This is a genomic window from Kribbella sp. CA-294648 (genome assembly GCF_050943845.1).
Classification (GTDB): Bacteria; Actinomycetota; Actinomycetes; order Propionibacteriales; family Kribbellaceae; genus Kribbella.
The window spans coordinates 31,804-52,562 of record NZ_CP191981.1 but is presented as its reverse complement, the minus strand read 5'-3'; the positions used below and the strand labels follow the sequence as shown (position 1 = coordinate 52,562).

Here is a 20,759-nt window from a genome sequence, read left to right as displayed (position 1 = left end):
GGTGGGGTCATGAGCCAGACAGGCGAGCGACGGTCGGACCGGACGCGGGCAGGCATCCTCACGGCGGCGCGAGAGCGGTTCGCCGCCGACGGCTACGAGCGCGCGACGATCCGGGCGATCGCGGCCGACGCGGCGATCGACCCGGCGATGGTGATGCGGTACTTCGGCAGCAAGGAGAAACTCTTCGCGGCAGCGGCGGAGTTCGACCTGCGACTGCCCGACCTGAGCCGACTCCCGCGGGAGGAGGTCGGCGCAGCACTCACCAACCACTTCCTCGACCGCTGGGAGGAAGACGACTCACTCCAGGCCCTGCTCCGCGCCAGCGTCACCAACGCGGCGGCGGCCGAGCGAATGCGCCAACTCTTCGCCGAACAGCTGGCCCCCCTGATCGCCAGCCTCCACGCCCAGCCTGACCCGACCGCCCCCGCGACCGCCGCCGACCCGAGCGCCCCCGCGACCGCTGCCCCGAGCACCCCCGCGACCGCTGCCCGGATAGACACCGCGCCGGCAGATCCGACCGCGCAGGGAGGTCCGACGGACACCGCGCAGGGAGGACGGCCGCCGGCCAGCGCTAGCATGCCGTCCGAGGTAGCAACCCGAGCCGGCCTGGTCGCCACCCAAGCCCTCGGCTTCGCCCTCTGCCGCTACGTGCTGGCCCTGCCGCCAGTAGCAGCCCTAACCCGACCTGAGGCAGTCGCCTGGCTAGGCCCCACCATCACCCGCTACTTGACCGGCACAGTCAGCGATTGACCTTAGGGCGGTGATCGCGCGGAAAGGTCGTGGCACGTCGCAGCCAGCGAAACTGGCGCCAACGCGCATGACCCCCCGCGGCGGCGGAGCGAGCTCGGCCCGAGGTGACGTCGGCCAGCGTTGCTTGCTTGTGCTGGCACGGGAGCCAGGATCGACGCGTGGGCCAGGGCACGACGGTGTTTCCGGCTGTGGCAATGAACTGCCCTTGTGCGGTCGTGAGGGGGCGCAAGCCTCCTGTGAGCAACCGTGCGGTCCGGCCAGGGACTGTGAGCCCGTCGTCTAGACCTTGCTCGCCACCACCATGTAGTTCTCGGCCTCAGGGTTGTACGTGCTCCTTTCCGTCCGGAGTCCGACCTGGTGCAACTCGGCTGTGAGTTCGTCGTGTCGGTAGGGCCAGCAGGACAGCAGCTCTGAGCGGACAAGAACCGGCCCAGCCGCATCAACTTGCGCGATCGCGATCTCGATGTGGTGCTCCTCTTCCCACTGTGACGCAATCTCCCAGCGGTAGACCACGACGGCATCGCGACCGTTCCGGCGGACGAGTCGGTCACTGATGTCGAGCCGGGAACCTCTGGCCCTCACGAGTTCCCAGGTGCGGGAGGTGAGTACCAAGCGCCCGCCAGGGCGCAGAAGGCGTGACATCGACTCCAGAGCAGCAACCCTGCCTCTCGCGCCCGCGGCATGGTGCAGCGAGTTGCCAACGCAGAACACCATGTCGAACGTGTCGTCCTCGAAATGGTCGGGCAACTCTTCCCAGTTCGCCCGCAGTGTCCGGACAGGTGCCCTGAATTCCTCAGATAACTCTGTAGTCCGACGAACCATCGCTTCGCTGGCGTCAGTTGCGACAACCTGCAGGCCACGACCGGCGAGGCCAACCGCCAGCTGTCCGGTTCCGCACGAACAATCGAGGACGTGAGCGTTCGGCGGCAGGAGACTGAGGACGTCGTCGTACGACGCAGCGAACTCGGCCGGGGCCAGCTTTGCATCCGAGATGAGCCACTCGTACACCTCGGCAAGCGCGTTATAGCTCGTCACAACTACCACCTCCGACACGCGGCAGATTCACGGCCGCACATCAGTACATCAGCGGAGCAAGTCGGTTCACCAATGGTTTTGCAAGGGCAACCCGCCCTGTCATGCCGCCTTGCGTGCGGCGCCGCGAGCCGTCCAATACTCGGCAGCCGCGGGTTTGCTTCGCCATCGCAGGGGGGTGCGGGTCGGCTTCGGCTCTACCGACGACGCAGCCAGGGAAACTGGCGCTGACCTCGCGGCGGCGGAGCGTCGCCGATGGCCTCGCGCCCGCGGCCATTTCTCCCGCTCCGGTCGTCGCGATCCTGTCCTCTCTGACCATGTCGAGACGCGCATCCTCACTCCGACGTCCCTGGTGAACGGGCAGCCAACCCCGGCCGCCCCTCACTGAGGAGGTCCAGATGTTCGGCAAGGTCAAGGCGTACAGCGGTTTCTCGGTCGACGACATCCCCGCGGCCGAGACCTTCTACCGGGACACCCTCGGCCTCACGGTCAAGGCGGCCCACGGCATGCTCACCCTCGAACTCGCCACCGGCGGTTCGGTCCTGATCTACCCGAAGGACGACCACGTCCCGGCCGAGTTCACCGTCCTGAACTTCCCGGTGGACGACATCGAATCCACCGTCCGGACGATGGTTGCCCAAGGCATCACCTTCGAGCGCTACTTCGACCACCACGACTCCCTCGGAATCGCCCGCGGTGACGGCCCGCCCATCGCCTGGTTCAAGGATCCGGCCGGCAACATCCTCTCGGTCATCGAAGAATGACCCGGCACCAGGCGCAGTTGTCCCACGGCGGCACGAGAGTTTCGCCGCCGACGCCTACGAGCGCGCGACCATCCGGCGATGGTGCACGCGCACATCGGAAACCTGCACCGGCCACGGCGAGCGCTACGCCGACTCCTGTACGGACGTCTACCCCGACTCCGAGCCTGCCCGCGACTCCGAGACTGCCCCCATCGGTCAAAGCGAAGGACGGCACGAACCTCGCTGCGTGCCGTGACGGCAACTGCCAGGTGATTGTTCTGGATCCACCGGTGACCATCAGGTTCCGGGGTGGAAGAACGCTCATCAGCGGTTCGCTGACCACTAAAGGCATCGATACCGACGGAGTGGCCTACCAGTTGGCCGGCGACAATTTCGCGGGTGGCGCCGGCGCCTTCGTCGACTGGACCACGACGACGTACGGCGTCGACAAGACCGTTCCTGGCGGCACTCAGGCACGCGCGGATGATCCAGCAGGCTTCACCGGGCGGGCTAGCTACGTCGGTGCCGGTATCGCTGTCATCGACCTGCACGTGGTGTGAGGGCGCGACCTTCATCATGGGAGGTCCGCGCGTGGCTTCTCCGTGGTGACCCAGGTCGGACGTTCTGCGCCCGGGACTCGGTCGCCCGGCGGTGGCCACGCGAGTGCAACTGACAGCGGAACGGGATTTACCGGTTCGGGCAGGACGTAGGCGAGACCGTTGCCGCGCGCTTCGAGCTCGGCGGCGTAGGCGGGGTCGACGCGGTCGAACGTGATCTCGATCAGCCCGGACACCGGGTGCGGCCCCGTCGAGGTGACCTTGGTCGGCAGACCGAGATCCTCCTGCCTGCGCATGAGGCCCAGTACCCACTGCAGGGTCCACTCGGTCTCCTGCTCGGATGGCTGCCAGCGTCTGAAGCGCAACAACTCAGGGAACCGCACGAGCGGGGGAATCTCGATGCGCGCCCGGAGCAGCTCCGCATGAGACGGGATGCTGATGACCAGGACCACCCGATCACCGCCGTGCTCGACGGTCTCGCTGAGCCTGGCGTCCGTGTCCGGATTGCGCTCGACCCACTGCCGGACGACCGGCAGATCTGGTGAATCCTTCGCTGGACCGTCCCAGAGCGCTCTCACTCGAACCACCCGACTCCCGGCGGGAGAGTGAAAGTGTGGAGCACGATCCGATCGTCGTCGAGTGCCCCGAGCCGATCGAGCAAGGTCTGCGTGTTGTCGGTACCGAGTTCGATCAACACCACGACCCGATTCGCCAGGCAGTCCCAGCAGCCACCGATGCCAGTCAGGTCAGGGTTCCGGAAGAGGCGGTCGGCCAACAGTTCCAGTTCGGCCCGCGAGTAGTGCACCGACTTGAACTCCACGGTCAGGCCGTCGGCCGCGGCCAGGACGGATGCCTTGAGCCGCTCCACCACCGGCGACGTGCCGTCGACCGGCCCCACGAGACGGACGGTCACCGCCCGCGCATCGCCGTCCATCGAGAGCCCGCCATCGAGCGCCGCCTCGTGCTCCACCAGTTCAGCGATCCTGCTGACCTGCTGCTGGAAGTCCCACATGCCGGTGATGTCGATCGGCACCGGATCCTCGTTCGGAGCAACACCCTTGGTCCTCGCGGCCTCGTAGCGCCCCGGGTACGGCGCGATGTTGGGATCCTCGCCCGAGTTCGCAGCCGACATCACTACCGCCCCAGCGAGAGCGCGGTGAGGGGCGCGCCGAGCAGGATCCGCCGCATCGCTCCACCTCCGGTTGCGGGCCTGTGGCCAGGTTAGGTCTGGATCCGCACGACCCACCAGTGCGAGACGTTGCTGGGGCTGGAACGGCAGGACTGGGGTATTGCTGCCCAGGCCGAGCGGCGTCGATGCGCGTGGGGTCATGCGGGCCAGCGCCAACACGCACCGGAGATGCACCCGGCATCACGCAGCGGCAAAGGCGCCGAGAGCCCACCGATGCGCCCGCCGCCCGCGGCTCGTTCAGCGCCAGCGGTACGCCCGTCGGCCGACGTCACATCATTCGCGCTGGCTTCACCGCGGGGTCGCGCGCGTCAGCGCCAGTACTCACCGGCGATGCAGCCGGCGTAGCGAAGCGGAGCAGGCGTCGCGAGCCGCCCACGCACCCAAGCAGTCCCGGGCCTGTTTCCCATCGCAGGGCTGTGCGTGTCGGCTTCAGCTCTTACCGGCGATGCAGCCGGCGTAGCGAAGCGGAGCAGGCGTCGCGAGCCGCCCGCACGCCCGCGGGTCAGCTTCGCCACCGGGGCGTCATGCGCGCCACACGCCAGGCCTCACGCACTTGCTCCACCACCGGCGGGGTTGCGCGCGTCAGCGCCAGCATTCACCGGCGATGCAGCCGGCGTAGCGGAGCAGAGCAGGCGTCGCGAGCCGCCCGCACACACGCCAGCCTCACGCACTTGGTCCGCCACCGCAGGTTCGCGCGCGTCAGCGTCCGTACTCACAGGCGATGCAGCCGGCGTAGCGAAGCGAAGCAGGCGTCGCGAGCCGTCCACGCACCTCGGCAGCCCCGGGCCAGATCGCGATCGCAGGGTTGTGCGTGTCGGCTTCAGCTCTTACCGGCGATGCAGCCGGCGTAGCGAAGCGGAGCAGGCGTCGCGAGCCCACCCGCACGCCGGCATCTTCGGGTTCACCACTCGGTACCTGAGCGTGCGGTCAGCGGTTGACTTTGGCGCGGCGGCGTTTGGTGTCTTGGAGGTAGAGCCAGGCGATGGCCGCGCCGGTGACGAAGCCGCCGAGGTGACCCTGCCAGGAGATGTTCGGGACGATGAAGGAGAGGAGTGCGGTCACCGCCACGTAGCTGATGATCCAACTGATGTCCTGACCCTGCGCCCGGCTGATCACCAGCAGCGCGCCGACCAGACCCAGTACTGCGCCGGATGCGCCGAGCGTGGCTCCGATCGGCGAAGAAAGCAGCCAGACCGCGATCCCGCCACCGAGGCCGGAGACGAGATAGAGCAGGGCGAATCGGAGCCGGCCGAGCATCTGCTCGAGTTGCGGGCCTAGCATCCACAGCATGAACAGGTTCGAGAGGATGTGGAAGATCTGCACGTGGGTGAAGGCCGACGTGATCAGGCGCCACGGTTCGGACTCGACGAACACCGGGACCAGGACCAAGTCCTGCAGCACCCGCGGGCTGCCTGATCGGACCGCGATGAAGACCAGCACGTTCAGGACGAGCAGGGTGAGCGTGACGACCTGGTTGTTCGCGCGGGCGACACCGCCCAGCGCCGTACGCTTCCGCGGGATCGACTTCACGCCCTCGTTGAAGCACGACGGGCACTGGAACCCGACCGCGGCGCTGTTCATACAGGCCGGACAGATCGGCCGGTCGCAGCGCTGGCAGCGGACTCCCGCGCGCCGATCCGGGTGCCGGTAGCAGACGGTCTCGGTCACGCCCTGGTCCTCCGCGGTCGGACAGCAGTCTTCGAGAATGGGTGCGGACCGGCCGCCGTGAAGGCAGCCGGCCCGCGGTGGATCAGACGGTCTTGCGCTCGATCTTGACGCTGTTGATCACGATCGGCTCGGTCGGCCGGTCGCCGGCCGTGGTGTCCGCGGTGGCGATCGCGTCCACGACCTTCTTCGAGTCGTCGTCGACGACCTCGCCGAAGATGGTGTGCTTGCGGTTCAGGTGCGGGGTCGGGACCACGGTCACGAAGAACTGCGACCCGTTGGTGCCCTTGCCGAACTGGATGCCCGCGTTCGCCATCGCCAGCAGGTACGGCCGGTCGAACTGCAGCTCCGGGTGGATCTCGTCGTCGAAGCTGTAGCCCGGCGAACCGGTGCCGGTACCGAGCGGGCAGCCGCCCTGGATCATGAATCCGTCGATCACCCGGTGGAAGCCGAGGCCGTCGTAGAAACGGGCGGTGCTGGCCTGACCGGTGGTCGGGTCGGTCCACTCCTTGGTGCCCTCGGCGAGGCCGACGAAGTTCTGCACCGTCTTCGGGGCGTGGTCGGGGAACAGCTTGATGACGACGTCGCCCTTCGTCGTCTGCAGCGTCGCGAACAGTTCTTCGGCCACGGGATACTCCTCATCGGGTTACGGCTTACGGCTTCGATCCTGTCATGGGCATCAAGTTCTGGCCGCATCGACGTGCCCAGGGAGGGCACAGCGAGGGCGCAGTGAGGGCCCAGGGTGATCTCCGGGTGACGGTCCGGGACGGCCTCGGACGTTTAGCACCCGGGTACGTCGTACGATGCAGACGAAGCCGGATTTGTCCAGAGTCGTTACAGCCGCGTCCATGCCGCCGATGGGCTGGAGAGCCGCCCACCGACCGTGGGGCGGCACCGAGGAGGAACCGTGGGTTTGTTGAAGTCCAAGGGCCGGGTCGAGACCGCGAAGGACAAGGTCCGACCGCTGGCCGAGTCGGCCGTGGGCAACGCACGGGAGCGGGTGTCGCCGTACGCCGAGAAGGCGGTCGAGCGCGGCGCCGCTGTCGCGCATGCCGCGGTGGAGAAGGCAGGACCGGTCATCGACGACGCGTTGAGCAAGGTCGGGCCAGCCACTGAGCACGCGGCCGAGAAGGCACGCGAGCGGTTCAACGACGACCTGATGCCGAAGGTGACCGCGGCGCTGGCGACACTGGCCGCCGCGGCCGAGCCGGTCATCGAGGAGAGTTCACGCCGGGGCAAGGCCACTGCGGCCGCGCTCAAGGGTGAGATCGACGTACCGAAGAAGAGCCACAAGCTGCGCAAGGTGGTGCTGTTCCTCGGGTTCGGGGCGCTGGCCGCCGCAGCCGTGAAGAAGCTGCTCACCCCGCCGGAGCCGGCCTGGCAGTCGACTCCGACCAGCGGCCGCGACTACAGCTCGGCCCCAGCCGGTACTACGTCGCGCCCCGCCGCCGACAAGCCGGCCGCCGACGCGCCGAAGGCCGAGTCGTCCAACGGGCAGACCGAGGACGAGAAGACGGACGCCAAGTCGGAGACGTCCTCGGGCGCAGCCGACGTTAAGGCCGACGACGCTCCGAAGTCCGCGTCGAACGGCGCCGCGAAGAAGACCAGCACCAGCCAGCGTCGCTCGACCGAAAAGCCGACCGACTCCTGACCGCACCACCCGCAACGGCAAAGGCCGCGACCCCCCGGTGGAGGCCGCGGCCTTTGTTCGTTTCTCGATCACACGTGACTGTTCCGGCCCGCCGCTTTGATGAGGCGGACACTCGCCGCAGTGGCTGAGGTTGTCGTCCGCCTGGGGTGGATCAAGATCCGCTGACTTTCAGCTCAGCTGACTGTCTCAGCGGGCCCAGGGCGGGCTGGGGTCAGGCGGGGGAAGGGTCCTCGGTGGGGCGGTCGGGGCGGGTGTTGGGGATTCTCCCGGCTGAGAGGAGTTGGGTGGCGTAGCGGTGGGTTATGCAGGGGTAGCTGCCGCCGCACTCGCGGCAGACGGCGTGGTTGCGGTGCAGCCAGGGCAGGACGCCGAAGCGTTTGATCCAGGTGAGCGGTTCGCGGTCCGGGGCGTGCAGCTGCATCGCCGAGCGGGCGGCGTCCTGGATCTCCGGCGCGGACCACTCTTCCGCGCTCTTGTCCATCAGGTCGCTCAGGTCGTCGTGGGGTGCCGAGCTGGACGAGGGTTGGGTCATCTCTTTCGTCTCCGGGCAGGGTGCGGGGGCGGAACCAGGGTGCGGCAGCGGCGGACGGACCGGAGCTCTGAGTCAAACGTGTGATCGACCCGTGTCAGGCTGATCACACACCGAGACATTAGCGCTTGTTCGGCCGAGCACAACCATCGGATCCGCCGGAGCGGTGACTTCTTTACGGTTCGGCCGGAACTTCTTCACGCAGGGTTCCATCGCCGCCCCGCACTGCCGCCCCCAGCTACTCAAAGCCAGCCGCTACCGAGCGCCCAAGCCAGCCGACGCCGAGCATCCAGAGCCAGCTGGTGCCGAGCGTCCAGCGAGCCGTCTACAGCCAGCTGGTTTCGAGGGTGATCCGGGCCTCGAGCTCGAGCAGATGCCGCTTCAGCGGAATGCCACCACCAAAGCCGACCATCTTGCCGCCGGCTCCGACGACGCGATGGCACGGCACGATCACCGGGATCGGATTCCGGTTACACGCCGTCCCGACCGCTCGCGCGGCTCCCGCATCACCGACCGCCTTGGCGACATCCCCATATGTCTGCATCTCGCCGTACGGGATCCGCATCAGCTGGTCCCAGACCGCACGCTCGAACTTCGACCCGACGCGCACCGACAGCGGCAGGTCGAACTCCTTGAGCTCGCCGGCGAAGTACGCCGTCAACTGCTCCTCAGCAGCCGTCAGCAGCGGGTCCTGGGCGCGCTCCGGCCCCAGCTCGATCGCGCCGAACCGCACCCGGCACAGACCGTCGTCGTCGACGGCCACGGACAGCTCGCCGATGGGCGAATCGAGCACAGACCAGCGCATGGCTCTATCGTCCCTCACAGCACCGACACCGCACCGGGCCGCACACAAGGTTCTCGCCCGATCACTGTCTGTGTGCTATTTCTGATCTCCTCACCGTTCCCGGTCACCGTTCCGAGGGGGTGCACATGGTCGGTCAGCCACCGATGGACCGCTGGTTCAGCTCCGAACAGGCCATGGGCCTGGCCGCCTCGGTCCTGATCGGAGTCGTCACGGTGCTGAGCTGGGCCACCGCCTGGTCCGACTGGAACTCCTACCGCACGCTCAAGCTCTACCCCGGCGACGAGGCTCGTCGCGACCAGGCCGACCTGATCTCCGGATCACTCGGCATCGTCGCCGCGCTAGCGCTGCTGGGCGCCGCGGCGGTCTTCATCGTCTGGCTCTGGCGGGTCCGCTGGAACGCGGAGATGTTCTGCCGCGGCGAGCACCGGCTGACCCGCGGCTGGGTGCTCGGCAGCTGGATCTGCCCGGTGGTCAACCTCTGGTACCCCAAGTGGGTGGTGGACGACATCGTCGCGGCCAGCGATCCGCGCACCCCACCGCAGACGGAGCGCCTGCGCGACATCCCCGGCACCCGGCTGGTCTGGGCGTGGTGGCTGACCTGGGTGGTCGGACTGGTGCTCGACAACGTCGCGCAGCGCAGTGTCCTGGTGGGTGAGCCGCCACTTTCCGAACTTCGGACGAATGCTGTGACGTCCGGCATCTCGGCGGTCAGTACGACGGCCGCGGCAGTACTCGCAGTGATCTTGATCCAGCGCGTGAACGAGCTCCAGCTGCACCGGCCGTGGACGCCGTGGTGGGCCCAGGACCAGGCAGGTTTCCCGCTGGACCGCGGATTCCAACCGCCTGCCGGGTAAACCAAAGCGTCACGGACGGTCGACTTCGTCGTTACAAGTGGTGATGGGCGTACGAAAAGACCGCGTTAAGTCGATACCCTCTGTGCTGGCATCGACTCCACACGAGTACTTACTTCGTGGTATCAATGTGGCTCGGTCACGCGGGGGCAGGACTCGACCGAAACGCCGAACAGACGGAGTTCCAGCAACGCGAGGGACGCACGACGTGAGCCACCCGCAACGAGCAGTTCTTTCTGCTGTTGAAGAAAAAGATGAGTGGCAGCCACACGCGGCTGAGGAGTTTCAGCAGGTCGGCACCATCGGCCGGATCGCGATCGGGCTGCTCGGCGCCTCGACCGTCACTCATCTGCTCTGCACGTGGTCCGACTGGAACACCTACGGCGTCGTCAACAGCTACCTCGGTGGCGGCCCGAACGTCGACGACGCGGATCTGAACCGCGCCGACAGCATCTCCCGGCTCACCTCGATCCCGAACGTCATCATCTCCGTCGCCGCCGCCGTGGTCTTCGTGATCTGGCTGTGGCGGGTCCGGGTCAACTCCGAGGTCTTCTGCCAGGCCGACCATCGCCGCAGCCACGGCTGGGTGCTGGCCAGCTGGTTCTGCCCCGGTCCGAACCTGGTCTACCCCAAGCAGATCGTCGACGACATCTGGCTGGCCAGCGATCCGAAGACCCCCGTGTACGCCGACGACCTCCGCCGGCTCAGGAAGCCCCTCCTCACCTCGGTGTGGTGGGTCGCCTGGGTCGGCGCTCTGGTGTTCGACGTGGTGATCCGCCGGGCGCTGATGTGGATGGAGGCGACCGTCGGCTCCCTGCGCGGCATCGCCCTGGCCGGTACCGCGTCGATGACGCTGACCGCCGTCGCCGCGGTGGCCGCGACGCTGATCATCCGCCGGATCAACACCATGCAGACCACCCGCGAGTGGATGCCCTGGTGGGACCAGCGCGAGCCGAAGCTGGTGGCCGTCCCGTCGTACCGGGTCGCTGCCGACGACGACACCTCCGAGCAGCCAGTGATCGCCGAGCCGATCGCGGCTCCGGCCGCGATGCAGGAGCGTCACCCTGCACCGCAGGAGCGTCAACCGGCGCTGCAGGAGCGTCAGCCGGCGCTGCAGCTGGCCAACGCCGGCGCCACCGCCGCCGAAGAGGCCGCGCCGAAGTGGAGCCCGTTCGCTCCCGTCGCCGACGCGCCCGCCGCCCAGTCGTGGGAGGACACCGGCCCGGCCACGGAGCAGTTCAGCCCGGTGGAGAGCTGGCGCGAGGACACCGGTCAGGTGATCGAGGCGACTCCGTCGTACCTGCAGACGGCTTCCGGACTGGAGACGCCGACCTGGTCGAGCCCGTCCAACCCGTACCCGCCCACGCCGAGCGATGACCTGCTGTCCGCGCCGCTGCCGAGCTGGCAGGCCGAGACCGTCGCACCGCCGTCGCTCGCCCCGGCCCAGCCGAGCCCGTACGCGTACCAGCCGGCTGCTCGCGCCTCGGAGCCGTCGGAGCCTTCCTGGACCAGCCCGTACTCCGAGCCCTACTCGTACGGCGGCAGCTCCTCCGACTACCTGACCTCCTCCGAGCCGGTAGCCGTTCCCCAGCCCGCACCCGAGCATGAGCCCGCGCCCGTTGCGCGCGCTGGTCGCCGGGCCGCTCGGGTCGCGGTCGACAGCCCGTCGACGGTCCAGGCCGCGGTGCCCGCATCCGACACCTACTACCAGTCGGCGCCGTCCCTCCCGGAGCAGGACGACTTCCTGACCCCGTCGAAGCCGCTGCCGACAGTCCCGTCGTACGGGCCGGAGCCGTCGTACACGCCGGCCGCCAGCTACAACAGCCCGGCGCCGAGCTACGCACCGGAGACGACCTACACCGCGTACGACGCCCCGGCGGCGAGCACCCCGGACTACGAGAGGTCGTACACCTCGGACTACTCGCCCAACTACCAGTACTCCGAGCCGGCGACGCCCGCCGCGCCGGAGCCGACGTACACGGCGGACACCAGCTACAGCACCCCGTCGTACGACAGCTACTCGTCGGAGAGCTCGTACGAGTCGTACAGCCCGACCACGAGCTACGACTCGTACACGCCGGCGCAGGAGACCTCCTACAGCGCTCCTGACTACAGCACCCCGACCTACCCGCAGGAGAGCTACTCCAGCGAGTACACCTCGGACTACAGCACCAGCTACTCCGACCAGCCGGCCACGGACTACCAGTCCTCGCCGTACTCCTACGAGGCCCCGGCCGAGCCGGCCGCCCCGGAGAAGAAGGACGACGACTCGGCGACCACCGCCCCCCGGACCCACCCCCGGCGACGCTGGGTCTGACCGACCGACCCCCCAACCAGCGTCGCGATGGCCGGATCCCTTCCCCGGGATCAGGCCATCAGTTTTAGGATCAGGAGATGACGCGACTTGGCTTCTCCACGCTCGGCTGTCCTGGCGCTCCACTGGACCACGTCCTGGAACTTGCCCAAAGCAACAATTTCGCAGGGCTGGAACTGCGGACCGCGGACGACGAGTTCACCCATCTCGGCCTGACCGCGGCCGAGCGCCGGACGCTTCGGAGCCGAATCGAGGACGCCGGGCTGGAGATCCTCTCGGTCAACAGCTACGTCCGGTTGTGCGCGGTCGAGGAGCAGCCACTCGAAGCCCACCTCGAGCTCGCCGCCGATCTCGGTGCCCGCGGCGTCCGGGTGTTCCCCGGCGATGACCCCGGACAGCCGGGCAAGCCGTCGGTACTGGCCGGTGCTCCACTGACGCCAGGTGAGATCCGCGCGCTCGACCGGGTGGCCTCGGCCCCGAGCGAGGGACGGATCCTGCTCGAGACGCACGACTCACACTCGGCCGGCGCCAGGATGGCCGCGCTCTGCCGGCACTTCGACGCCGAGGTGCCACACCACAACGTCAAGGTGATCTGGGACAGCGCCCACACCTGGAGCCATGGCGAAACCCCCGCCGAAGCCTTCGAGCTCCTGAAGCCCTGGATCGACTTCATCCAGATCAAGGACGAGGACTCGACCCAGGACTACCAGCCGGTCCCGATCGGCACCGGCGACTACCCGATCGCCGAGCTCCTGCGGACCCTGCAAGGCACCGACTACTGGCTCTCCCTCGAGTGGGAGCTGAAGTGGCACCCCCATCTCCCACCGCTGACCGAGGCCCTCCCCGCCACGCTCAGCTGGCTAAACAGCTGAGTGCTTCGTCCGGCGGGGCACGAAAGTGTCGTCCTCGCCGGACAGCGGCCGCCCATCCAGGTGCCAGCTCCACGAGATGGTCGGGGTGATCCGCAGATAGACACCGGCACCGAACATCCCCGAGCGCTCGACCACCTCGGCGGTGCCGTACACCCGCAGGAAGCGCGGGGACCAGGGATCGATCGACACCAGGTCGTCGATGACCAGAGCGACCTTCTCCTGCCCGGCCCGCACGTTGAGCACCTTGCGGGTGCGTCCCGGATCCACGCCGCCGACGTAGAAGTAGCGGCCGTCGTACTCGAAGCCGACCGGTACGACGTCCGGCTGGCCGTCCGGGCCGGTGGTGGCGATCCGGGCCAGCCGCTGGGTCTTCAGATATGCGAGTTCTTCTTCGGTGAATGACATGATCCGAAGGTACAACGCACGTTGTAGTTAGTACAACGGTCGTTGTATGCTGAGCCTGTGGACAAGCGGCAGGCAGTACTTTCCGGCGGGTTGACCGTGTTCGCGCGCGACGGTTACGCCCGCGCGAGTATCGACGTGATCGCGGCGGAGGCTCAGGTGTCGTCGCGGACGATCTACAACCACTTCCAGGACAAGGCCGGCTTGTTCCGGGCGGTGATCCAGGACAGTGCGCAGCGGGTGGCCGCCGCGCAGCTGGACATCGTCGACCGATACCTCCGCAAGGTCACCGACCTGGAGGCCGACCTGGTCGAGTTCGGCATCGCCTGGCGGACGCCGATGCCGGACTACGCGGAGCACTCCGCACTGGTCCGGCAGGTCAACGCCGAGGCCGGCCACATCCCGCAAGAGGCGATCGACGCGTGGCAGGAGGCCGGACCACTCGCAGTACGCCGTGCGCTGGCTGATCGCCTGGCCGCGCTGGCCGCCGAAGGGCTGCTCCGCGTCGACGACCCGATGCGTACCGCTCTGCACTTCTCCCTGCTCATCTCGGGCGCCAATCCGTCCTACCTAGGAGCACGCATGACCCCCGAAGAGATCACCGAGGCCGTCACGACCGGCGTTCGCGCCTTCCTGCACGGATACGGCCGCTGATGCGCTACCGCCTGTTCGGGCCGACCGGCCTGCGCGTTTCCGAGCTCGTCCTCGGCGCCATGCGGTTCGGCTCGGTGGACCAGGCCCGGCCGATCATCGACGCGTACGCCGAGGCCGGCGGCAACTTCATCGACACGGCTGACGCATACCAGACCGAGCAGATCGTCGGCACCGTACTGGCCGAGCGCCGGGACCGGTTCGTGGTCGCGTCGAAGTACACGCTGCCCCGCGACCCCACCGATGTGAATGCCGCCGGCAACCATCGGAAGAACCTCCGGCTCGCCCTCGAAGCCAGCCTGCGCCGGCTCGGCACGGAGTACCTCGACGTGTACTGGGTGCACTGCTGGGACCCGCACACACCGATCGAGGAGACACTTCGCGCGCTCGACGATGCCGTCCGGGCCGGGAAGATCCTGTACGCCGGGATCTCGGACGCGCCGGCCTGGGTCGTGTCGCAGGCGAATACCTTGGCCCACTTCCGGGATTGGACCCCCTTCGCCGGACTGCAAGTGCCGTACAGCCTTCTCCAGCGGGACATCGAGCGTGAGCTGCTCCCGATGGCCGAGGCTTTCGGGATGTCCGTCACGGCTTGGGCCCCGCTCGCGCACGGGAAGCTGGCCCGGCCGGTCGAGGCAGCAGAGAACGATCGCGAGCGGGCCGTGCTGGCCGCAGTACGGGATGTCGCGGGAGAGTTGGGGGTGACGCCGCCTCAGGTGGCGCTGGCATGGACCCGAGTGCGATCGAAAAGTGTCCTTCCCTTGGTCGGAGCCAGCTCGGTCGAGCAGATGGCGGACAACCTCGCTGCACTCGCCGTCGAGTTGCCGGCCGAGGCCGTCGCCAGGCTGGAGTCGGCGACCGGATTCGAGGTCGGCTTCCCCACGGATTTCATCCCCGCCGAGCTGTCCCACCCCGGTCGGGTGATCGGCCGTTGAAAACCGAACCAAACGGGCCTAGGCCACAATTTCGCGTCGGCGCATGACGCGGGGTACCCATCGCTCGTCAAAAGAGGTGAAGTCCCAACGGGGGACCGTGCAGGTAAGGACATTCATGATGGGCATCAACATCAGGCGGTGGCCGCGGTGAGCCCGCGGGCGGTCGACAAGCGGGCCCGGCCCGGGAACGAAACCGGCCCGGCCCCGGTCGGGCCACCAGCAGCTCTCAGTACCGCCGACTTCGACCCGGTCGAGCCGGTGGAGGCCGAGGCGGACAACGCCGAGGTCAGTGACGCAGCAAAAGACTGACGTCACCGAACTCGTGCCACAGGTACGAGTGTTCGAGGGCGGCGTCGTAGGCACGCTGGACGACGTCGCCCCCAGCCACGGATTCGAGCAGCAACAGATGGGACGCCTCCGGCGCGTGCATGCCGGTGATCAGCCCGTCCACCACAGTCGCCGGATGGTCAGGCCCGAGGACGAGATCGGTCCACCCCTTGGACGCGACCACCGCGCCATCGGGCTGAGCCGCCGACTCGATCGCGCGAACCGCCGTCGTCCCGACCGCGATCACCCGACCGCCATTGGCCTTCACCCAGTTGACCAGCCCCGCGGTGTGCTCCGATACGTCGTACCGCTCGGGCAGGGGTGGCTCGTGACTCTCCAGTGACGACACCCCGCAGTGCAGCAGGATCGGAGCGATCAGTACGCCGGCCGCCGCCAGCTGACTCACCAGCTCAAAGCTGAACGGCCGGCCGGCGCTAGGCATCTCCGCAGAGCCCGGCTGGTTCGCGAACACCGTCTGGTAGAGGGCCAACGGCCACTGCTGGCCGACGTACTTGTAGGTGATGGGCCGCCCGTTGCGTCGCAGGTAGTCGACCACGTCGGCTGCTGGCGGCTTGGCGCGCCACAGCCGGGTGCCGCTCGGCTCGTACGGCTCGAGCAGAGTCAGTACCCCTTCAGGCAACTCCACCTGGTCACCTGCGGAGGCGTCGAACAGAGGGGAGCCGCCATTGCGCAACTCCACCACCCAGTTGCCGTCGTCGAGCGCAGTGGAGAAGTGCACGACCACTGGAGCGACACCTGAGCCGGTGATCCAGGAGCCGTCGACCGCGGCGGCCAGCGTGCCGGACGTGTTGACCAGCAGCAGATCGCCGGGCCGCAGGTGCTCCCCGATCCGGTCGAACCGTGTGTGCGTGACGGTCGACCCCTCCGCGACCAGCAGCTTCACCTGGTCGCGAGCGAGCCCGCGGGCCTCCGGTGGTTCGACAGCGTTCAGCTCATCCGGCAACGTGAACCTGGTCTGTGGATGGACTCTCACGAGGTCACCGCCGGAGCGAACTCGGCAGCCCGGTACCGACCACTCGCCGGCCGGCTGTCCAGCAACTGCAGAAACGCCGGTACTACGCTCGCAGGCTCCGGCCGGTCCGAGATGTCCTCACCGGGGAACGCGGCCTGGTGCATCGCAGTACGGAGGTCACCCGGGTCGACCGCGTAGACGGCGAGCCCAGGATGCTCTGCGGCCAGTACTGCGCTCGCGTGGTCCAGTGCAGCCTTGGCCGAGCCGTACCCACCCCAGCCTTCGTAAGCCTCGACTGCCGCGTCGGAACTGATGTTGATCACCGCCCCGGAGGCAGCGGTCAGCTCCGGCAACAGTGCCTGGGCCAGCGCGATCGGCGCGATCACATCGACCTCGTACACGCGCCGCAGCTCGGCGAGATCGGTAGCGGCGAAGCGCTGGAGCGGGCTCGGCCCGAGGTAGCTGGCGTTGTTGACCAGCAGGTCGAGCCGGCCGAGCTCATCGACGGCGTCGACCAGGTCGGCCCGGTGCTCGGGATCGGTGACGTCACCGGCCAGCGGTACGACGTCGGTGTGGGCGGCGAGCGTGTCGGCCGCGTTCTTCAGGGCATCCGCCCCGCGGGCGTCGATGATCAGCGCCCAGCCGCGCTCGGCCAGCCCGTTCGCGAGGGCGAGGCCGAGCCCGGCGGAGGCACCGGTGATGAGAGCGACGGGACGGGTCAGGGATTCAGGAGTCATGCCCGTCACTCTCATACTTCAAGCCGACTTGAGGTCAAGAGTCGTGCACAGCGGCACTTGCTGTCAGGAGTGCGGGCAGGTGTCCCGGTACTCCGCGATCTGCAGGTTCGGCGCCGGGGCCGGGCAGAGGAACTGCTCGTAGCGGGTGTCGTTGTCGATGAACCGCTTGAGCCACGAAATGCTGTACTTCGCGATCGTGGTGTTCGAGGTGTTCGGCGCGGAGTGGCTTGCGTTCCGCAGCTCCAGGTACGCCTTGTCCAGGCTCGCCGACAGGCTGGTGTAGAACGGCTCGGAATGCGACGCCACCGGCGCGATCGAGTCTTCGTCGGCACCCACCACCAGCGTCGGGACCTGGACCTCGCCCCACGTCTTGTCGGTGTGCCACCCGGTCAACGGGATCGCCGCCTGCAGAGCAGGTCGCCGAGACGCCGCGCGCAGGCTTCCGCCACCGCCCATCGAGTGGCCCATGACTCCCAACCTGCCGGCGTCGATCCGGGTCCGGACCGTGCTGCGCTGGGTCAGGTAGTCCAGCGCCGCCAGCAACTGGGTCCCTCGGCTGTCGGGCTGGTCATAGATCGAGTTCGTGTCGATGGTGATGACCACGAAGCCCTGCGAGGCCAGCCGGGGGCCCAGCCAGGAGATCGACGACTGCCGTCCGGTGAAGCCCGGCGAGATCGCGACCGCGCCGAAGGTGCCCGCGGTGGTGGTCGTCGGGTAGTAGATCGTCCCGCCACCGAACCCGGTGACGGTCGAGGGGACAGTCGTCGTGGCGGTCGCGAACGGGCCGCGGGACGCCTCGATGCTGGAAGTGGTCGGAGCGGGCCCGCGTTCGTACGGGTTCTCGGCGGCCAGCACCGGGGGAGCCGTGACCGCGGTGCCCACCAGGGCCGCTGCCAGCGTCAGTGTCGTGGCCAAGCTGCGAAACTTCACGTCGCTCACACTCTTTTCGGTCGGGGCGGAAGACGTCGATCACCCACAGTGCCTGACTGGTTACCGTCGTGTTGCCATCCTGCGTGTCCTGCCCCGCACCCGCATCGGTGCAATCACCAGCCGGTTGCCCCCTTCCTCGCTCGGCGCCGGCGGGGATACTGGTCGGTATGGCTGCCGAGGTCGTACTCCGCGGACGGGATCGGGAGCGCGCCATCGTGCAGGAAGTGCTCGATGCTGCTCGCGACGGCCGCGGATCCGCGCTGGTGATCACCGGTGGCGTCGGCGCCGGCAAAAGCTCGCTGCTGCGGAGTGCGCCGACGACCGGATTCCGCGTACTGACCGCCAACGGCGTACCGGCCGAGTCCGCACTGGAACCAGCAGGACTGCACCAACTGCTCCAACCAGTAGCCGACGTCCCAGAATCATTGCGCCAGGCAACCGGACTGGCCGCCGGTACGCCGAGCAGCACGTTCACCCTGTACGCCGAAGTCCACCGCCTGCTCGCCGAGCTGGCGACCGAGAAGCCGGTCCTCGTCCTGGTCGACGACGCCGGTTCGCTGGACCGGCCATCGCTCGAGGCGCTGGCCTTCGTCGCCCGGCGCGTCACCGGCCACCGCCTCGCCGTGCTGTTCGCCATGGAACCCGGCCGCGATCTCTTGGCTGGCCTTCCCGTCCTGCCACTGGGTCCGCTGGACGACGCAGCAGCGATGGAGCTGCTCTCGGATCTCAACCCGCTGGGCCTGTCAGAGGATCTCGCTGAACAGGTCCTCCATCTCGCGGGCGGCAACCCCGTGGCACTCACCGAGCTGGCCAAGACCGGCGAAATGCCGCCGGACAGCGCGCTGCGGGCTCGCCTGCGAGCGAGCTTCCTTGCCCTCTCACCCGATGCCCGACGCCTGACCCTGCTCGCGATCGCCGACGAGGATCTCGAAGTCGAGTCCGTCATCCGCGCGCACCTCGACGGCGAGGCGCTGGAGGAGGCCCGTACCAGCGGATTGCTCGTGCTGCGAGGTCAACATGTCGAGCTGTCGACCCACCTCACCCGCTCCGTACTGCGCACCGAAGTCCGGTCGGCCGAACTCCGTCAGGCTCACGCACTGCTCGCGACGCTCCTCGACCCAGACCAGCACCCGTCGCGCTGGCTGTGGCATCGAGCCGCGATGAGCCATGACCTGGTCGAGAGCCGGGCTGTTGAACTTGGCGCCGCGGCCGCCGAGGCGCGGCGTACGGGTGACTACCTGGCCGCTTCGCTGGCTTCTCAGCGAGCCGCTTCCTTGGCGGTGTCACCACAGGCCAAGGCCGCGCACCTGATCGCCGCCGCGGCAGATCAGTGGTCGACCGGGCGGCCGCGACAGTCCCGCGTGATCCTCGGTGAGGCCGCCGTCCACCTGCGGGGCAGTGAGTTGCAGGGACTGGCCGACTTCGTCCGCGGCGGCATCGAGCTCGGCGACAGCGTGCCCGGCACTGCGGTCCGCCGGCTGCTCAAGGCTTCCGACGAGCTGCTCGACTCCCAACGCACGGCGGCCGTCACCGCGCTGGTCTACGCGGCGGAGGCCGCCAGCATCGCGGGCGACCAGGCCGGCCACGGCACCATCGCCGCCCGCGCGGCCGGCCTACGTCAGCCCAATGAACCACCGGTCACGCAGCTGATGTTCGACCACCTCGAGGGCATGGCCGCTACCTTTGCCGGCAATCACCTCGCTGCCAGGCCCGCTCTCGGCCGGGCTGTGCGGCTCGCGACCGAGCTGACCGATCCGCGGTCGAAGCTCTGGGGCAGCCAGGCGGCGTACGTGCTGGGACGGGCCGGCCGTTCGCTCGAACTCGCCTCCCAGGCGGAGGCTGCCGCCCGCGATACCGGGGTGACCTCGCTCGTGCCGTGGGCCCTGGTCTACAAGTCACTGGCGGCGCTGCTGCTCGACCAGCACTCGGTCGCGGTCGACACCTCGCTCGAGGGCGTCCGCGAGGCGACCTCGATGGGCCAGCCCAACACCGTGGTCGACCACCTGACCATCCTCGCGCTGACGGCGGCGCTGCAGGGTGACAAGACCACTGCCGTCCACCGCGTGGGTCTCGCCGCCGCCGACGTCACCCGTCGTGGCCTCGGCCGGCCCAGCACATTCGGTTCCTGGACGCTGGCGTGTGTCGACCTGGTCGACAACCGTCCGGCCGACGCGCTCAACCGGCTGCGGTTGCTCGCGGTCGACACCGGCCGCGTGCATCCGGGCATCAAGGTGATGACCGCACCGCACTTCGTGGAGGCGGCGGTGGGTTGTGGCAGGCAGGCCACGGCAGCCAATGTGCTGCGCCAGTTCGAGGGCTGGGCGACTGGCACGGGCAGTCCGGCCAGGCTCGCGCTCGCTCATCGGTCCCATGCTCTGCTCGCCGGTGCCGATCCGGCAGCCGACGAGCACTTCCGCGAGGCGATCCGGTTGCACCGGGCCGGCGGTACCGCGATGGAACTGGCCAAGACCGAGTTGTTCTACGGCCACCGGCTGCGCCGCGACCGGCGTCCGAAGCTGGCCCGCGAGCATCTGCGCGACGCGTTGCGGATCTTCCAGCAGTACGAGTCCGAACATTTCGTCAACCTCGTCCGTGCGGAACTGCGGGCCTCCGGCGACACCATCGAGCCCAGCCGTACGAAGGCAGTCGCCGAGCTGACCCCACAGCAGTCGCAGATCGCGCAGTTGGTCTCCCAGGGCGCGACCAACCGGGAGATCGCCGCCCAACTGTTTATCAGCCACCGCACGGTGGAGCACCACCTCCGCAACATCTTCGCCCGCCTGGAGGTCCGCTCCCGGGTCGAACTCTCCCGGCTCCTGGGCTGACCGCTTGCGACGCAGACGGTT

22 protein-coding genes are annotated in these 20,759 nt (G+C 68.5%); 11 read left to right on the top strand and 11 right to left on the bottom strand.

Features of this window, described 5'->3' with window-relative positions:
- The first annotated feature begins 9 nt into the window (after positions 1–9).
- Complete coding sequence (locus ACQPYM_RS00275) at positions 10–750, top strand: TetR/AcrR family transcriptional regulator (protein ID WP_433012971.1); 741 nt, start codon at positions 10–12, stop codon at positions 748–750.
- Between the two features lie 279 nt (positions 751–1,029).
- On the opposite strand, the gene ACQPYM_RS00270 is transcribed toward ACQPYM_RS00275, so the two are convergent.
- Positions 1,030–1,803 (bottom strand): class I SAM-dependent methyltransferase, encoded by a 774-nt coding sequence (locus ACQPYM_RS00270; protein WP_433012969.1) that lies wholly within the window; start codon positions 1,801–1,803, stop codon positions 1,030–1,032.
- 377 nt (positions 1,804–2,180) lie between these two features.
- On the opposite strand from ACQPYM_RS00270, the gene ACQPYM_RS00265 reads away from it, so the two are divergent.
- Together ACQPYM_RS00265 and ACQPYM_RS00260 are read left to right on the top strand one after the other, a co-directional pair.
- Positions 2,181–2,546: a VOC family protein gene (locus ACQPYM_RS00265; RefSeq protein ID WP_433012967.1), complete on the top strand. Its 366-nt coding sequence runs from the start codon at positions 2,181–2,183 to the stop codon at positions 2,544–2,546.
- A 269-nt stretch (positions 2,547–2,815) separates the two neighbouring features.
- Complete coding sequence (locus tag ACQPYM_RS00260) at positions 2,816–3,085, top strand: hypothetical protein (protein WP_433012965.1); 270 nt, start codon at positions 2,816–2,818, stop codon at positions 3,083–3,085.
- Positions 3,086–3,099: 14 nt separating this feature from the next.
- On the opposite strand, the gene ACQPYM_RS00255 is transcribed toward ACQPYM_RS00260, so the two are convergent.
- The 4 genes from ACQPYM_RS00255 to ACQPYM_RS00240 form a co-directional block, all read right to left on the bottom strand.
- Positions 3,100–3,660 carry a hypothetical protein gene (locus ACQPYM_RS00255; RefSeq protein WP_433012963.1) on the bottom strand — a complete coding sequence of 187 codons (561 nt, stop codon included), beginning with the start codon at positions 3,658–3,660 and terminating at the stop codon, positions 3,100–3,102.
- On the bottom strand, positions 3,657–4,214 hold the full coding sequence (locus ACQPYM_RS00250; RefSeq protein WP_433012961.1) for a hypothetical protein: 558 nt from the start codon (positions 4,212–4,214) through the stop codon (positions 3,657–3,659). Before ACQPYM_RS00250 ends, ACQPYM_RS00255 begins: the two co-directional genes overlap by 4 nt.
- A gap of 984 nt (positions 4,215–5,198) precedes the next feature.
- Positions 5,199–5,939, bottom strand: a complete 741-nt coding sequence (locus ACQPYM_RS00245) for a rhomboid family intramembrane serine protease (RefSeq protein ID WP_433012959.1) — start codon at positions 5,937–5,939, stop codon at positions 5,199–5,201.
- A gap of 82 nt (positions 5,940–6,021) precedes the next feature.
- On the bottom strand, positions 6,022–6,564 hold the full coding sequence (locus tag ACQPYM_RS00240; RefSeq protein WP_396368687.1) for a peptidylprolyl isomerase: 543 nt from the start codon (positions 6,562–6,564) through the stop codon (positions 6,022–6,024).
- A 279-nt stretch (positions 6,565–6,843) separates the two neighbouring features.
- On the opposite strand from ACQPYM_RS00240, the gene ACQPYM_RS00235 reads away from it, so the two are divergent.
- Positions 6,844–7,587, top strand: a complete 744-nt coding sequence (locus ACQPYM_RS00235) for a hypothetical protein (RefSeq protein ID WP_433012957.1) — start codon at positions 6,844–6,846, stop codon at positions 7,585–7,587.
- A gap of 211 nt (positions 7,588–7,798) precedes the next feature.
- On the opposite strand, the gene ACQPYM_RS00230 is transcribed toward ACQPYM_RS00235, so the two are convergent.
- Together ACQPYM_RS00230 and ACQPYM_RS00225 are read right to left on the bottom strand one after the other, a co-directional pair.
- Positions 7,799–8,119, bottom strand: coding sequence for a hypothetical protein (locus ACQPYM_RS00230; RefSeq protein ID WP_433012955.1), 321 nt, complete (start codon positions 8,117–8,119; stop codon positions 7,799–7,801).
- Between the two features lie 322 nt (positions 8,120–8,441).
- Positions 8,442–8,921 (bottom strand): methylated-DNA--[protein]-cysteine S-methyltransferase, encoded by a 480-nt coding sequence (locus ACQPYM_RS00225; protein WP_433012953.1) that lies wholly within the window; start codon positions 8,919–8,921, stop codon positions 8,442–8,444.
- 125 nt (positions 8,922–9,046) lie between these two features.
- On the opposite strand from ACQPYM_RS00225, the gene ACQPYM_RS00220 reads away from it, so the two are divergent.
- The 3 genes from ACQPYM_RS00220 to ACQPYM_RS00210 all read left to right on the top strand — a co-directional run bounded on the left by ACQPYM_RS00220 (position 9,047) and on the right by ACQPYM_RS00210 (position 12,958).
- Complete coding sequence (locus ACQPYM_RS00220; RefSeq protein ID WP_433012951.1) at positions 9,047–9,775, top strand: DUF4328 domain-containing protein; 729 nt, start codon at positions 9,047–9,049, stop codon at positions 9,773–9,775.
- 205 nt (positions 9,776–9,980) lie between these two features.
- Complete coding sequence (locus ACQPYM_RS00215; protein WP_433012949.1) at positions 9,981–12,089, top strand: DUF4328 domain-containing protein; 2,109 nt, start codon at positions 9,981–9,983, stop codon at positions 12,087–12,089.
- 77 nt (positions 12,090–12,166) lie between these two features.
- Entirely contained in the window at positions 12,167–12,958 is a 792-nt protein-coding gene (locus tag ACQPYM_RS00210; RefSeq protein ID WP_433012947.1) for a sugar phosphate isomerase/epimerase family protein, read from the top strand.
- Here ACQPYM_RS00210 and ACQPYM_RS00205 read toward each other — a convergent pair.
- A complete protein-coding gene (locus ACQPYM_RS00205; RefSeq protein ID WP_433012945.1) occupies positions 12,947–13,363 on the bottom strand; it encodes a PPOX class F420-dependent oxidoreductase in 417 nt (138 codons plus the stop codon). The genes ACQPYM_RS00210 and ACQPYM_RS00205 overlap by 12 nt on opposite strands.
- 57 nt (positions 13,364–13,420) lie before the next feature.
- Here ACQPYM_RS00205 and ACQPYM_RS00200 point away from each other — a divergent pair, with 57 nt between their 5' ends.
- The 3 genes from ACQPYM_RS00200 (at position 13,421) to ACQPYM_RS00190 (ending at position 15,255) form a co-directional block, all read left to right on the top strand.
- Entirely contained in the window at positions 13,421–14,014 is a 594-nt protein-coding gene (locus ACQPYM_RS00200) for a TetR/AcrR family transcriptional regulator (protein ID WP_433012943.1), read from the top strand.
- A complete protein-coding gene (locus ACQPYM_RS00195; protein ID WP_433012941.1) occupies positions 14,014–14,946 on the top strand; it encodes an aldo/keto reductase in 933 nt (310 codons plus the stop codon). Before ACQPYM_RS00200 ends, ACQPYM_RS00195 begins: the two co-directional genes overlap by 1 nt.
- Before the next feature lie 138 nt (positions 14,947–15,084).
- On the top strand, positions 15,085–15,255 hold the full coding sequence (locus ACQPYM_RS00190; protein WP_433012940.1) for a hypothetical protein: 171 nt from the start codon (positions 15,085–15,087) through the stop codon (positions 15,253–15,255).
- Here the strand turns inward: ACQPYM_RS00190 and ACQPYM_RS00185 are convergent.
- The 3 genes from ACQPYM_RS00185 to bdeA form a co-directional block, all read right to left on the bottom strand.
- Positions 15,233–16,267 carry an S-adenosylmethionine:tRNA ribosyltransferase-isomerase gene (locus ACQPYM_RS00185; protein WP_433012938.1) on the bottom strand — a complete coding sequence of 345 codons (1,035 nt, stop codon included), beginning with the start codon at positions 16,265–16,267 and terminating at the stop codon, positions 15,233–15,235. The genes ACQPYM_RS00190 and ACQPYM_RS00185 overlap by 23 nt on opposite strands.
- Positions 16,264–16,983 carry an SDR family NAD(P)-dependent oxidoreductase gene (locus tag ACQPYM_RS00180; protein WP_433012936.1) on the bottom strand — a complete coding sequence of 240 codons (720 nt, stop codon included), beginning with the start codon at positions 16,981–16,983 and terminating at the stop codon, positions 16,264–16,266. Before ACQPYM_RS00180 ends, ACQPYM_RS00185 begins: the two co-directional genes overlap by 4 nt.
- A gap of 63 nt (positions 16,984–17,046) precedes the next feature.
- On the bottom strand, positions 17,047–17,913 hold the full coding sequence (gene bdeA, locus ACQPYM_RS00175; protein WP_433012934.1) for a bis(hydroxyethyl) terephthalate hydrolase: 867 nt from the start codon (positions 17,911–17,913) through the stop codon (positions 17,047–17,049).
- Between the two features lie 167 nt (positions 17,914–18,080).
- Here bdeA and ACQPYM_RS00170 point away from each other — a divergent pair, with 167 nt between their 5' ends.
- A complete protein-coding gene (locus tag ACQPYM_RS00170) occupies positions 18,081–20,738 on the top strand; it encodes a LuxR C-terminal-related transcriptional regulator (protein WP_433012932.1) in 2,658 nt (885 codons plus the stop codon).
- Positions 20,739–20,759 lie beyond the last annotated feature (21 nt).